This window comes from Streptomyces albireticuli (genome assembly GCF_002192455.1).
Taxonomy (GTDB): Bacteria; Actinomycetota; Actinomycetes; order Streptomycetales; family Streptomycetaceae; genus Streptomyces; species Streptomyces albireticuli_B.
The window spans coordinates 1,296,177-1,308,337 of the sequence record NZ_CP021744.1 but is presented as its reverse complement, the minus strand read 5'-3'; the positions used below and the strand labels follow the sequence as shown (position 1 = coordinate 1,308,337).

Sequence of the window (12,161 nt, the reverse complement as noted above, 5' to 3'; positions counted from 1 at the left end):
CGGCCGGCCCGACCGTCCAGGGGCATTCCCCCTGAGCTCAGCCGTCGCCCGACGGGCCCGGGCCCGGCCGGAGCGAGTTCACGTCCGCGCTCCGGCCGGGCCGGCGACGGCTCGCCGGGTCCGGTGTCGCGTCCCCCGCGCGCTCCGGACCCACCCGGCGTCGTAGGTGAGGCGCCCCCGCCCCACCCGCCCCGCTTACACCGCCGCCCCGCTCACACCCCCGCCTCGATCACCGCCTCCGTGCGCGGGCTGCCCGCCGGGTCGTCCGCCGGCGGCCGGAGGTGCCTGACCTTCAGGCCGGCCCGCAGCAGCAGATCCCGGAACTCCTCCACGGTCCGCTCCCGCCCGCCGAGGACGACCAGCATCTGGAGATCGGAGAACTTGCCGGGGTGGAAGCCACCGCCCTCCGGGATCACCTGGTCGATGACGACGAGCCGCGAGTCCTCCGTCATGGCGGCACGGACGTTGCGCAGGATGCGCAGCGCGTCGTCGTCGCCCCAGTCGTGCAGGATCCGCGAGAGCACATACGTGCTCCCGCCCGTCGGCACCCCGTCGAAGAAGCTCCGGCCCACGATCTCCACCCGGTCCGCGACCCCCGCCCCGGCCAGCACGCCGGGCGCCTCTCCGACGACCGTCGGCAGGTCCTGGAGCACACCGCGCAGCCCGGGCCGCTCCCGCAGGATGTGCGCGAGCAGCGTCCCCACGCTCCCGCCCAGGTCCACCACGGTGGTGTCGGAGGAGAAGTCGCAGGAGTCGACGGCCGGCGGGACCGTGCCCCGGCCGACCATCGTGTGGAAGACCTTCCGCGCCTCCTCGTCGCGGTCCAGGAAGGCGAAGGCGGGCATGCCGTAGATCCGGTCGAAGGCGGGCTTCCCCGTCCGCACGGTGTACATGACGTCGGCCCAGGAGCGGAAGTTCTCCGCGCCGTTGACGATCGTGAACTGCGCCAGGCCCCCGCCGCGGAACGCCTCGCCGGACGGCGTCAGTTCGAAGACCCGCCCGGGGTGTTCGCGGAACAGCCCGAGCGCGGCCACCGCGCGGCAGAAGCGGTAGAGGGCGTCCGCGTCGCTGTGGGTGGCGGCCGCCAGCTCGTCGCTGGTCAGCGGCCCGTCGCCGAGCAGGTCGGCGAGGCCGAGCCGGGCGGTCACGTACAGGCTCTGGAAGGTCCACGGGGCGCTCCGGAAGACCAGCTGGAACAGGTCGTCGCCCGGGGACGCCCCGGTGTCGGGGGACTCGGGGGAGTCGGGGGAACCAGGGGAAGAGGTCATGAGAATTCACCCACTTCGAGAACGAGTTTTCTGCGGGGCCTGCTCCACCGCCGCATCACCGGCCGTTCGACGCCCGCGTACAGCAGCCAGGCCACGCCGACCGCGGCGCCCAGGACCGGCAGGGACAGCCCCGCGGCCTGCCAGCCGGAGAGGTCGTCCGCCGGCCCGATGCCCAGGGCCCGGGCGACCTGGTCGATGAGCAGTTCGTGCACCATGTACAGCGCGAACGACACCTCGCCGAGCCACACCATCGTGGTGCCGCGCAGCGGGGACGGCCGTCCGCCCACGTCCGCCCCGGCCCCCGCGACGATCAGCAGGGCCAGCGGCACCACGGTCACCGCGGCGGTGCCGTACTGACCGGGCGCGTACAGCGCCCCGAAGTACGAACCGAGGACGAGCGCCCCCGCCGGCGCGAACGGCACCCGCGGGAACCGGCCCTCCGCGACCAGCCGCGCCAGCACCATGCCGAGCGCGAACTCCAGGCACCGCGTCAGGGGGAAGAAGTAGACGAACCACATCTGCGTCACCGAATAGGGCATCCGCGGCGACAGCACCGCACCGCCCGACAGGAACACCTCGGACACCAGCGGCACACACCACACCGCGGCGGCCAGCCCGCCGGCGCACCACCACAGCCGCCGCCCCGGCGCCCGGCGCAGCGCCGTCAGCAGCAGCGGGAACGACAGATAGAAGAACGCCTCGCACCCCAGCGACCAGCTGACCGAGTTGACGCCGGTCAGAACGTCGAAGCGCGGCAGCCACGTGTGCACCAGCAGGAGGTTCGGCAGCAGTTGGTGCCCCGTCACCGTACGGCTCTGCGACAGCGCCAGGAGCACCGCGGCCGCGGCCGTCACCAGGTGGTTGGGGTAGATCTTGCAGGCGCGCCGGCGCCAGAACGCCCCGGGCCCCGCACCGGGCCGCGCCGACCACGTCAGCACGAACCCGCTCAGGACGAAGAAGAACGACACCCCCGTCGACCCGGCCTTGCTCCAGAGGAACGCCGGCCCCTCGCCCGACCCCCAGCTGCTGGGGATGAACTGGAAGAAGGCGTGCGAGAAGAAGACCGCGGCGGCCGCCAGGAAGCGCATGCCCGTCAGCGAGGGCAGCCCCGGCCGGCGGCCGTCCCGGTCCACCGTGGCCGACGCCGTCATTCCGGATCTCGCGGTGACCACCCGGACCCCCGCAGGAAGGCGTCGAAGGTCAGCAGCCCCGGGTGCGCCGCGCGCAGCGCGGGGATGTCCGCCGTGTAGCCGACTTCGTTGAACCACACGAAGGTCTTGGCCATCCACTCGTTCTGCCGCCGGATCTCCTCGATCGGCACCGACTCGAAGCGGGCCGGCAGCCCGGTGTGGCGCGCGAACGCCTCGGCGATCCGCGGGCCGGTGAGCTCGTCACCGGCGATCTCCACGTTCCGGCCGGCGAAGTGCCCGGGGTCGTCGAAGGCGTCGGCCACGAACCAGCCGATGTCCTGCGAAGCGATCATCTGGAGCCGGGTCTCCGGCAGCAGGCCCCGGCTGAGCACCAGCTGCCCGGAGGCGTCCACGACCGGCGGCAGGTCGAGGAAGTTCTCCATGTAGTAGACCGCGCGCAGGAACGTCGTGGGCACGCCCGCCGCCCGCATGGTCCGCTCGACCGTCAGCTTGGTCTCCCGCCAGCCCACGCCGCCGGGGTTCTCCACGCCGCCGACCGAGCTGTGCACGAGGTGCGCCACCCCCGCGTCCCGTACGGCCGAGGCCAGCAGTGCCGCGTGCCGCTCCTCGCCGTCCAGACCGTTGCCGTGCGTCGGCGTGAAGACGGTGAACACCCCGTACGCCCCCGCCACCGCCGCCCGCACGGCGGCCGGGTCGTCCAGCGACCCCTTCACCAGCCGCACGCCCTTGGCCTGGAGCTCCCGGGCCCGCGGATGCTCCGGATCGCGTACGAGCGCGCGGACCGCCCAGCCCCGGTCGAGCAGGTGCCGGGCCGCCGAACCCCCTTGCCGGCCGGTCGCGCCCAGCACCAGCACCCAGCGATCGATGTCCCTGTCCCCGACGGCCATCGCATGCCCCTTCTGAGAGTCGTTGCTCCGGCGCCCCACGCTCGGCGCGCGCACTGGAATCCGGCTGGAGGCGCGGTCGACAGCTGAGCGCCCCGGCCAGGCCGTCGCCCCGGCCGGCGCGGTCGGGGCGACGGCACCGCCTGTCCAGCGCGCGTCGAGCGGCCTTCGAGCTCCCGCGGGGAGCGTCGGGCACCGCACCCGCCACGGCGAAGGGAGCCACCGGCCATGGACCACGGCCCGGGCACGACACCCCCGGCGGCCACCGCCCGTACGCCGGCCGGCTTCCGCACCACGGGCCCGGATCCCGGCCGGCGGCTGCGGCCCGTCGGCCCGCCGCCGCGGGGACGCGACCGTACGCGTCACCGGTGCGGGAGCGGCCGTCGAGCCCCCGGCCGGATCACCGTCACCACGACACCGGGCCGCTGACGGCCCGGAGAGGAGCGCGAGGGAGCCATGAAGAGGACACACCGGACCGTACGGGGACTGGCCAGGCCGCTGCTGGCCGCCAGCTTCGTCACCGGCGGCTACAGCGTGCTGCGCGACCCCGGCCCGCTGCCCGCGCTCGCGGAGAAACACGGAGTGCCGCTGCCGGAGGCCGCCACCCGGGCCACGGCGGCCGGCATGCTCGTCGGCGGCGTGGCGCTGGGCGCCGGCTTCCGGCCGCCGCTCAGCGTCTGCCTGCTGGCCGTCTGCCTGGTGCCGACGACCGTGACCGTGCACGACTTCTGGAGGCAGGAGGACCCGGCCCGCCGCGTCACCCAGCGGAACGAGTTCTTCAAGAACCTCAGCCTGCTCGGCGCGCTGGCGATCGCCGCCGCCGACGCGCTCGCGGCCGGCGGGGAGTGAACGCCGTGCGGACCGAAGAGGAGATCACCGGCGCGCCCCTCGCCGCCGGGGCCCGGGACGTCGCCCGGCTCGCGGCACACCACGCCGCCGACGCCGACCGGGAGCGCAGGCTGCGCCCCGACGTCGTCCGCGCCGTCGTCGACGCCGGTTTCGCCCGGCACTTCGTCCCCCGCCGGTGGGGCGGGACCGCCGGCACCTTCACCGAGCTCGCCGACGCCGTCACGGCCGTCGGCGAGGGCTGCGCGGCCACCGCCTGGGTGGCCTCGCTCGGCTCGACCGTGGCCCGGATGGCCGCCCACCTGCCCGAGAAGGGACAGGCGGAACTCTGGGCGGAGGGGCCCGACACCCTGCTGGTGGGGGCGCTGATGCCGGTCGGCCGCGCCGAGGCCGTCCCCGGCGGCTGGCGGCTCTCCGGCACCTGGTCGTTCATCAGCGCCGTGGACCACTCGCAATGGGCACTGGTGTGCGCGACGACACCGGCCGACGGACAGCACCGGGCCCGCTACTTCGCGGTGGAACGCGCCGCCTACACCATCCGGGACACCTGGTTCTCGGTGGGCATGCGCGGCACCGGCAGCAACACCCTCGTCCTGGACGGCACGTTCGTACCCGAGCACCTGTCCTTCGACCGCGAGCAGGTGATGGAGGGCACCGGCTCACCGTCCCCGGCGGCGTGCCACCGGGTGCCGCTGAAGGCCGTCAACGGCCTGTCCTTCGTCCTCCCCGTCCTGGGCGCCGCGCGCGGCATGCTCACCGCGTGGACCGCCTGGGCCGCCGCCCGTGCCGGCGCCGGAGCCGCGCACGACGCGGGCTTCCGCGACGTCCTCGCCCGCACCGCGGGGGAGCTGGACGCCGCCGAGCTCCTCGTGCGCCGCGCCGCCGCCGTCGCCGACCAGGGCACGTACACCGGACTGCTGACGGCGCGCGGCGCCCGCGACTGCGCGCTCGCCTCGGAGACGCTGCTGACCGCCGTCAACCGGATGTTCCGCGCGACGGGCACCTCCGGCCAGGCCGCCGGCGGCCCCTTCGAACGCTCCTGGCGGGACGTCAACTCCGCGACCAGCCACCTGGTGCTGCGCCTGGACGCCGCCGCCACGGCTTACGCCGAGCAGGTCCTGGCCGCCGGTTGACCGGATACGTCACTAGGGCCCGCCGGGGGATCCCGGCGGGCCCTAGTGACGCATTCCGCCTCAGCGTGCCGCCGTCCCGGCCCCCGCCGCCAGCGACAGCGTGGTCCGGCTGTTGTCCCCCAGCGCCCGGCGCACGTACGAGCGGGCGTCGGTCAGGGTGGCGCCCTCGCCCAGCACCGAGGGCACCGCGGCCGCGTCGATGACCACCGTGTGCCGCGCCGTCGCCCTGGCTCCACGGCCGGCTCCGGCGTCCTCGAACGTCCACAGACCGCTGTGGCCGAGCAGCGGCTTTGGCAGCACCCGCTGCTTGTAGGCGATCCAGCCGGGCCGGTGGCACACCCGGACCGAGCGCGTCGTGTGCGCCGCGCCGTCCGGGGTGACCGTCTCCATGGCCAGCTCCTGGACACCCGGGGCGATCTCCGTCAGCTCGCTGCGCGACACGTGCGGCAGCCGCTCGGCCCACAGATCGGCACGCTCGACGAAGGTGTACGCGGCCTCCGCCGGGCACGCCGCCTCGATCGTGTCGCTGAAGGTCAGGACGACGTCCCGCACCGGGTGCCCGGACTCGGAGACGCGCGCCAAGGCGGCCAGCTCCGAGCGGCTGTTACGGTCGAGGGCCGCCGAGACTCCGGCCGGGGCCACCGGGTCGTCGCCGACGGTGGTGAAGCGGTGCCGCAGCACCACCTCCGTACGGCGGCCGGGCAACGGCCGCAACAGCCACGCGCCGGCCATCGAGGCGACCGGCGGAGCGGAGCGCTCCTGCCGGAAGCCCACGTAGAACCGCTCGGGAACGAGGGTGCGGCGCGAAGTCCACCGCCGGACCTCGCCGTTCACCTCCGCCCACAGCTCGAAGCGCTCCGAGCGGTCGGTACGGGCCAGATGCCGGACGTGGACGCACGGGCCGAAGACCGCCGGCCAGGACGCCGCGTCCGCGATCAGCGCGTAGAGCCGCTCCGGGGGCGCGGACACGATGAGCGAGTGCTCGGTGCGGTGCACCCGGGGCGGGCCGGAGCCGGTCACGCGACCCTCACCTCCTCGGCCGGCTGTCCGGCGCGCGCGGATCCGTTGACGAGGTCGAGCAGCGCACGCGGCGTCTCCAGCTCGGTCAGGACGTCGTCGGCGATGTCCACCCCGAAATCCTGCTTGATCCGGGCCGCGCTCTCCATCAGGGCGAGCGAGTCGTAACCCAGGTCCGTGAAGGGGATGTCGAGGATGTCGCCGGCCGGAGCGGCCGTCTCGTCCTCGCCCGCGCAGGCCACGAGTATCCGGCGCAGGGTGTCGATGTCCATCGGTTCGGTCATGATGTGTTGCCTCCTGGTGAAAACAGCGGTTCGGTGAGCCGTCAGGAATCCGGACCGGTCATGACGACGGCCGAGTTGAAGCCCCGGCGGCCGCGAGCGAGCACCAGGGCGGAACGGACAGGCAGGCCGCGCGGCTCGTCGCGCACGAGGTCGAGACCGTAGTCCTCGGGCACCCGTGCGGTGTGCGCGGTGTGCGGGACGACGCCGTCCCGCATGCTGAGCAGGGCACAGAGCAGGTCCACGGGGCCACCGCCCCCGTACAGCCGCCCGGTCAGCGCCTTGGGCGCCGTGACGGGCACGCCGTACGGGCCGAGGACGGCCCGCAGCGCCTCGGCCTCGGCGCGGTCGAGTGCGGGGACGCCCGCGGCGTCGGCGAACACGACGTCGATGTCATGAGCTGTGAGGTCGGCGTCGACCAGGGCCGGTTCGACGGCCCGGCGCGGAGAGGGCGACCGGCCGCTCCCCGGCGGCGGATCGAAGGTCGCGGCGTAACCGGCGATCCGGCCGTACCGCCGGGGCGCGCCGCGCTCCCGCGCCGAGTCCGCGTCCTCGACCACGAGGATCGCACCCCCCTCACCGGGCACATGGCCACCGGCGTCCCGGTCGAACGGCAGGAAGGCGCGGTCCGGTTCGCGTGCCGTGCTCACCCGCCCGCCCGCCGGCTGGGACGCCCAGCCCCACGGGTCCAGCGCCGAGTCCACCCCGCCGGCGACACCCCTCGGCCCGCGCGTCGAAGTCGACCTCGCCGGCGACCCGCGAACGAAAGGGCGAGGGATCGAAGAAGGAGATCCTGCGGGTCGCCGTCCGGCCGTTGGCGAGCAGCTCCCAGAACTCCTTGGTGCCACTGCCCCCAGGGGCGCGCACCCCGATACCGGTGATCACTACGCGCCGTTCCCCCACGGCCGCTCCCTTCGCCTGCGCCCGCCACGGGCGTCCCGGAGCCCCGGCCGGACGTGCTGCCGGGGCTGCGAGCAGACTCGGGGTGCGGCCTCGACCTCCCCTGGAGGGGCACTCGGGAACGGCTCGGCGTGGGTGGAGGGGGTCCGGGCGGGGCGGGCATGATCCGGCGCGCCGCCGCTGCCGGTGGGCCGGCACGCCCCACGTAACCTCGTCCCGTGCCAGCCTCCCCTTTGTATCGCGTCGCCGTCCTCGTCCTTGAGGGCGCGAAACCGCTCGACGTCGGAATTCCCGCGCAGGTCTTCACGACCCGCGCGAGCATGCCGTACGAGGTGCGGGTGTGCGGGGCGGCACCCGGTCTCGTGACCGGCGGTGACGGTCTGTCGTACCACGTCGCCCACGGCCTGGAGGCGCTCGCGTGGGCGGACATCGTCTTCGTGCCCGGCTACCGGCACCCGGACCGCGAGGAACCGCCGCGGGCCGTCGTCGACGCGCTGGGCGCCGCCCACGACCGGGGCGCGCGGCTCGCCGCCATCTCGACGGGCGCCTTCGCGCTCGCCGCCACGGGTCTGCTCGACGGCAGGCGTGCCACGACGCACTGGCACTACACGCGGGCACTCGCGGCCAGGCACCCGCGCATCCGGGTCGACGAGAACGTCCTGTTCGTCGACGAGGGCAGCGTGCTCACGTCGGCTGGTGCCGCCTCCGGCATCGACCTGTGCCTGCACATCCTGCGCGGCGACCTCGGGGTGGCCGCGTCCAACCACGCGGCCCGCCGCCTGGTCGCGGCCCCTTACCGCAGTGGTGGCCAGGCACAGTACGTGCCGCGCAGCGTGCCCGAGCCGCACGGCGAGCGCTTCGGCGCCACTCGCGAGTGGGCGCTGCACCGGCTCGCCGAGCCCCTCACCCTCGACGTACTGGCGCGGCAGGCCGGGGTCTCGCCGCGCACGTTCTCCCGGCGCTTCGTCGAGGAGACCGGCTGCACGCCGATGCAGTGGGTGATGCGCACCCGCATCGACCAGGCCCGCGAGCTGCTGGAACGCTCGCAGCGCAGCGTCGAACAGATCGCCGCCGACGTCGGGCTGGGCACCGGCGCGAACCTGCGCCTGCACTTCCAGCGCGTCCTCGGCGCCACGCCGAGCGAGTACCGGCGCACCTTCACCCGGGGTGAATAGGAAGTGAAGAGAACCGCCACCTGGATCCGGGTGGCGGGATCCTTTCGAACCGTGGCGATCCCGCCACTGTCAGCCTCGTCCGCCGCGAGCGAGGCTGGTGGCGAAGGGAAGGGATGTCACCCATGACTCGCATCGCCATCAACGGATTCGGCCGCATCGGACGCAATGTGCTGCGCGCACTTCTGGAGCGCGAGAGCGCCCTGGAGATCGTCGCGGTCAACGACCTCACCGAGCCCGCCGCTCTCGCCCGGCTGCTCGCCTACGACAGCACGGCCGGCCGGCTCGGGCGCCCGGTGACCGTCGACGGGGACGCCCTCGTCGTCGACGGCCGCCGGATCACGGTGCTGGCCGAGCGCGAACCGGCGCGGCTGCCGTGGGCCGCCCTCGGCGTCGACGTCGTCCTGGAGGCCACCGGCCGCTTCACCTCGGCCGAGGCCGCCCGCGCCCACCTCGACGCGGGCGCGCGCAAGGTGCTCGTCAGCGCGCCGTCGGACGGCGCCGACGTCACGCTCGCGTTCGGGGTCAACACCGGCACGTACGACCCGGCCGCGCACACGATCGTCTCGAACGCCTCCTGCACCACCAACGCGCTCGCGCCGCTGGCCAAGGTGCTCGACGAACTCGCGGGTATCGAGCACGGGTTCATGACGACGGTGCACGCCTACACGCAGGAGCAGAACCTCCAGGACGGTCCGCACCGCGACCCGCGCCGTGCGCGGGCGGCCGGGGTCAACATCGTGCCGACCACGACGGGCGCGGCCAAGGCGATCGGCCTGGTGCTGCCGAACCTCGACGGCAAGCTGTCGGGCGACTCGATCCGCGTCCCCGTCCCGGTGGGCTCGATCGTCGAGCTCAACACGACCGTCGCCCGTGACGTGACGCGCGAGGACGTGCTGGCCGCCTACCGCGCCGCGGCGGAGGGCCCGCTCGCGGGCGTCCTCGAATACTCCGAGGACGCGCTCGTCTCGTCCGACATCGTCGGCAACCCGGCCTCGTCGATCTTCGACTCGGCCCTCACCCGCGTCGACGGCCGCCACGTCAAGGTGGTCGCCTGGTACGACAACGAGTGGGGCTTCTCGAACCGCGTGATCGACACGCTCGAACTCCTCGCCACCGGCTGACCGCCCACGAGGTGACGCGCTCCGGCCGGGGCAGGCCGGGGAGAGCGCCCCGCCGTAGCCCCGTACTCCATCTGTAGTACCTGACAATCCGTACCTGGGTACGACGACGGGGCGGCCTCCGCGAGGGATCGTGGAGGCATGAAGGGCTTCGGGACGGACGACCGGCGAGTGGCGACGTGAGTTCGCTGGTGGTGTCGGTGCTGCTGTGCCTGGTGTCCGCTGTCTGTTACGCGGCGGCGGCCATCGTGCAGGAGCGTGTCGCGGCCTCGGACGAGGGCGGGGCCTACGGGCCGCTGCGGCGGCCGAGCTGGTGGGGCGCGGTGGCGCTGACCGGCGTGGGCGCCGGGCTGCACGTGGTGGCGCTGGCCTTCGGGCCGCTCAGCCTGGTGCAGCCGCTCGGCGCCCTGACGATCGTCTTCGCGCTGCCGATGGCCGCCCTGCTCGTACGCAGGCCCGTCGGCGCCGTGGGCTGGCGGGGCGCCGTCCTCGCGACCTGCGGCCTCGCGGGACTGCTGGCGCTGACCGGCCCCGCGCGGACCGACTCCCTCGCCGCCGGGCAGCGGCCCGAGCTCGCCATGGGCGCGGTCGTCGTCGTGGCGGTCGTCTCGCTCGGCGCGCGGTGGGCGCGCAGACCCGTCGTCCGGGGCGTCGTGCTGGCCTGCGCGGCCGGCATCGCCTTCGGGATGGCGTCCGTCTTCACCAAGGCCGCCGCCGAGGACTGGACCTCGCACCGGACCGGCGCCCTGGTGCCCACCCTGATCACGATCGCCCTCCTCGCCTCCGCCGGGATGCTGCTGTCCCAGGCCTCCTACCGCGGCGCCGGTCTCTCCGCGCCGCTCGCGACCGTGACGGTCGTCAATCCCGCGGTGGCGGCGGCCGTCGGGATAGCGGTCCTGGGCGAGGGGTTCCGGTACGGGCTGTCCGGCGGGCTGCTGGCACTCGCGGCCGGAGTCGTCGCCGCGAGCGGGGTGATCACGCTGACGGTCCACGACAGCGACAGGAAGCCGGGCCGGGAGCGGGCGCCGGAGCCCCTGAGTCCGGCGGATCCCGGCCCCCGGCCCCCTCTCCCGGCGGATCCGGGGCCCCGGTCCGCTCTCCCGGCCGCCCCCGGACCCCGGGCTCCTCTGCCGGCCTCCCGGCCTCGCTGCCGTTCCCGGTCCCGTTCCCTCGTCCCGGCGCGCTCCGCCTCGAAGTCCGGCTGACGGGCGTCCCGGCCCGGCCGGGAAGTCGGCCCTGCCGACCCGTGGTGTCCTGCCGCCCGGCGGGCCACCATGGGTGGCCGGTCGGCCGACACTTACGGAGGAACGTCCGTGGACTTCGACGTCGTGGTGGAGATTCCGCAAGGCAGCCGCAACAAATACGAGATGGACCACGAACGGGGGCGCATCCGGCTGGACCGGCTGCTGTTCACCTCCACCCGCTACCCCGCCGACTACGGCTACATCGAGGCGACCCTCGGCGCCGACGGCGACCCCCTGGACGCGCTCGTCCTCGCGAGCGAACCCACTTTTCCCGGTGTCGTGATCCGCTGTCGCGCCCTCGGGATGTACCGGATGCGCGACGAACAGGGCGCGGACGACAAGGTGCTGTGCGTGCCCGCCGCCGACCCCCGCCACGAACACCTGCGGGACCTGCGCCACGTGCCCGAGTACGACCGGCTGGAGATCCAGCACTTCTTCGAGGTCTACAAGGTGCTCGAACCCGGCAAGTCCGTGGACGACGGGGCCTGCTGGGCCGACCGGGCCGCCGCCGAGGCCGAGATCCTCGCCTCCCGCGAGCGCGCCGGGGCCCGCTCGGGAAGGCCGCGCCTCCACTGACACCGCCGGGGCCGCGGCCGCCGTGCGGATCGCACGCCCGGCACCGCGGCCCCCGCTCGGCCCGGCCGCCCCGATCCCTGTGCTCAGGCCTCCCGCAGCAGGGCCGCCAGGTCGCCGTCCAGGTCGAACTGCCCGCCCTCGCTGCCGGCGGGCACCAGGGCGTAGGAGCGGGTGAGGAACCGGCGCAGCTCGGCCGTGTCGATCTGCACCATGGCCACGCCCTCCGCCGCGTGGAACTCCAGCACCGTCCGCTCCGGGCCGCACGGCCACACATGGACGTCACCGTGGCCCGTGGGCGAGATCAGTCCGCAGGCGAGCAACTCGCGGGAGAAGGCCCACTCGACGTCCGCGCCGTCCAGGGACGCCGTGGGTGGAAAGGCGATGTGCACGGCGAAGGGATCGGAGCGCTGATAACGCAGTTGTGCGGGAACGGCGCGGTCCTGCGGGGCCGACGCGATCAGCCGTGCCTGGACAGCTTGGTCGATGACAGTGGGCAACGCGTGCTCCCTTGCGATCGGTATGGGGTGGTGCGGTCCTTGCCTCTCTGCTTCGTCTGGAGAGACGGTGG

The 12,161-nt window shown here is 74.4% G+C and carries 12 protein-coding genes and 2 pseudogenes; 6 read left to right on the top strand and 8 right to left on the bottom strand.

The genetic code is table 11. From position 1 onward, the window contains the following. Positions 1-212: 212 nt before the first annotated feature. Genes SMD11_RS05590 through SMD11_RS05580 form a run of 3 tightly spaced genes read right to left on the bottom strand, consistent with a single transcriptional unit; the run spans position 213 to position 3,306 of the window. The gene (locus SMD11_RS05590) at positions 213-1,268 is read right to left on the bottom strand and encodes a methyltransferase (RefSeq protein WP_087925367.1); all 1,056 of its coding nucleotides are present in this window, start codon (positions 1,266-1,268) and stop codon (positions 213-215) included. Continuing rightward, positions 1,265-2,419 carry an acyltransferase family protein gene (locus SMD11_RS05585; protein ID WP_234365917.1) on the bottom strand — a complete coding sequence of 385 codons (1,155 nt, stop codon included), beginning with the start codon at positions 2,417-2,419 and terminating at the stop codon, positions 1,265-1,267. Before SMD11_RS05585 ends, SMD11_RS05590 begins: the two co-directional genes overlap by 4 nt. After that, entirely contained in the window at positions 2,416-3,306 is an 891-nt protein-coding gene (locus tag SMD11_RS05580; RefSeq protein WP_087925366.1) for an NmrA/HSCARG family protein, read from the bottom strand. The genes SMD11_RS05585 and SMD11_RS05580 overlap by 4 nt, the downstream gene beginning before the upstream one ends. A 453-nt stretch (positions 3,307-3,759) precedes the next feature. Between SMD11_RS05580 and SMD11_RS05575 the strand changes: the two genes are divergently transcribed. Both SMD11_RS05575 and SMD11_RS05570 read left to right on the top strand, forming a co-directional pair. After that, positions 3,760-4,152, top strand: a complete 393-nt coding sequence (locus SMD11_RS05575) for a DoxX family protein (RefSeq protein WP_087925365.1) — start codon at positions 3,760-3,762, stop codon at positions 4,150-4,152. Between the two features lie 5 nt (positions 4,153-4,157). Continuing rightward, positions 4,158-5,282 carry an acyl-CoA dehydrogenase family protein gene (locus SMD11_RS05570; protein WP_234365916.1) on the top strand — a complete coding sequence of 375 codons (1,125 nt, stop codon included), beginning with the start codon at positions 4,158-4,160 and terminating at the stop codon, positions 5,280-5,282. A 60-nt stretch (positions 5,283-5,342) separates the two neighbouring features. Here the strand turns inward: SMD11_RS05570 and SMD11_RS05565 are convergent, their stop codons facing one another. The 4 genes and pseudogenes from SMD11_RS05565 to SMD11_RS37210 all read right to left on the bottom strand — a co-directional run. Beyond that, positions 5,343-6,302, bottom strand: coding sequence for an aromatase/cyclase (locus SMD11_RS05565; RefSeq protein WP_087925364.1), 960 nt, complete (start codon positions 6,300-6,302; stop codon positions 5,343-5,345). Next, on the bottom strand, positions 6,299-6,583 hold the full coding sequence (locus SMD11_RS05560) for an acyl carrier protein (RefSeq protein ID WP_234365915.1): 285 nt from the start codon (positions 6,581-6,583) through the stop codon (positions 6,299-6,301). Before SMD11_RS05560 ends, SMD11_RS05565 begins: the two co-directional genes overlap by 4 nt. Positions 6,584-6,624: 41 nt before the next feature. Continuing rightward, positions 6,625-7,329 (bottom strand): annotated as a pseudogene (locus SMD11_RS05555) (beta-ketoacyl synthase N-terminal-like domain-containing protein); the annotation flags it as partial. Next, positions 7,298-7,483, bottom strand: a pseudogene (locus SMD11_RS37210) (beta-ketoacyl synthase N-terminal-like domain-containing protein); the annotation flags it as partial. The pseudogenes SMD11_RS37210 and SMD11_RS05555, both read right to left, overlap by 32 nt. 215 nt (positions 7,484-7,698) lie before the next feature. On the opposite strand from SMD11_RS37210, the gene SMD11_RS05550 reads away from it, so the two are divergent. The 4 genes from SMD11_RS05550 to SMD11_RS05535 all read left to right on the top strand — a co-directional run bounded on the left by SMD11_RS05550 (position 7,699) and on the right by SMD11_RS05535 (position 11,593). Further along, positions 7,699-8,655, top strand: coding sequence for a GlxA family transcriptional regulator (locus SMD11_RS05550; RefSeq protein WP_087925362.1), 957 nt, complete (start codon positions 7,699-7,701; stop codon positions 8,653-8,655). A 122-nt stretch (positions 8,656-8,777) separates the two neighbouring features. Next, complete coding sequence (gene gap / locus SMD11_RS05545; protein WP_087925361.1) at positions 8,778-9,776, top strand: type I glyceraldehyde-3-phosphate dehydrogenase; 999 nt, start codon at positions 8,778-8,780, stop codon at positions 9,774-9,776. Positions 9,777-9,952: 176 nt separating this feature from the next. Next, the gene (locus tag SMD11_RS05540; protein WP_087925360.1) at positions 9,953-10,978 is read left to right on the top strand and encodes a DMT family transporter; all 1,026 of its coding nucleotides are present in this window, start codon (positions 9,953-9,955) and stop codon (positions 10,976-10,978) included. A gap of 108 nt (positions 10,979-11,086) precedes the next feature. Beyond that, entirely contained in the window at positions 11,087-11,593 is a 507-nt protein-coding gene (locus SMD11_RS05535) for an inorganic diphosphatase (RefSeq protein WP_087925359.1), read from the top strand. Between the two features lie 83 nt (positions 11,594-11,676). Here SMD11_RS05535 and SMD11_RS05530 read toward each other — a convergent pair whose 3' ends face one another. After that, positions 11,677-12,090, bottom strand: coding sequence for an SsgA family sporulation/cell division regulator (locus SMD11_RS05530; RefSeq protein ID WP_087925358.1), 414 nt, complete (start codon positions 12,088-12,090; stop codon positions 11,677-11,679). Positions 12,091-12,161: the final 71 nt, after the last annotated feature.

What these genes read in the sequence shown, in the direction of transcription:
- SMD11_RS05590 (WP_087925367.1), bottom strand. Translation starts at nt 1,268, where the DNA reads ATGACCTCTTCCCCTGGTTCCCCCGACTCCCCCGAGTCCCCCGACACC.
- SMD11_RS05560 (WP_234365915.1), bottom strand. Translation starts at nt 6,583, where the DNA reads ATGACCGAACCGATGGACATCGACACCCTGCGCCGGATACTCGTGGCC.
- SMD11_RS05580 (WP_087925366.1), bottom strand. Translation starts at nt 3,306, where the DNA reads ATGGCCGTCGGGGACAGGGACATCGATCGCTGGGTGCTGGTGCTGGGC.
- gap (WP_087925361.1), top strand. Translation starts at nt 8,778, where the DNA reads ATGACTCGCATCGCCATCAACGGATTCGGCCGCATCGGACGCAATGTG.
- SMD11_RS05575 (WP_087925365.1), top strand. Translation starts at nt 3,760, where the DNA reads ATGAAGAGGACACACCGGACCGTACGGGGACTGGCCAGGCCGCTGCTG.
- SMD11_RS05585 (WP_234365917.1), bottom strand. Translation starts at nt 2,419, where the DNA reads ATGACGGCGTCGGCCACGGTGGACCGGGACGGCCGCCGGCCGGGGCTG.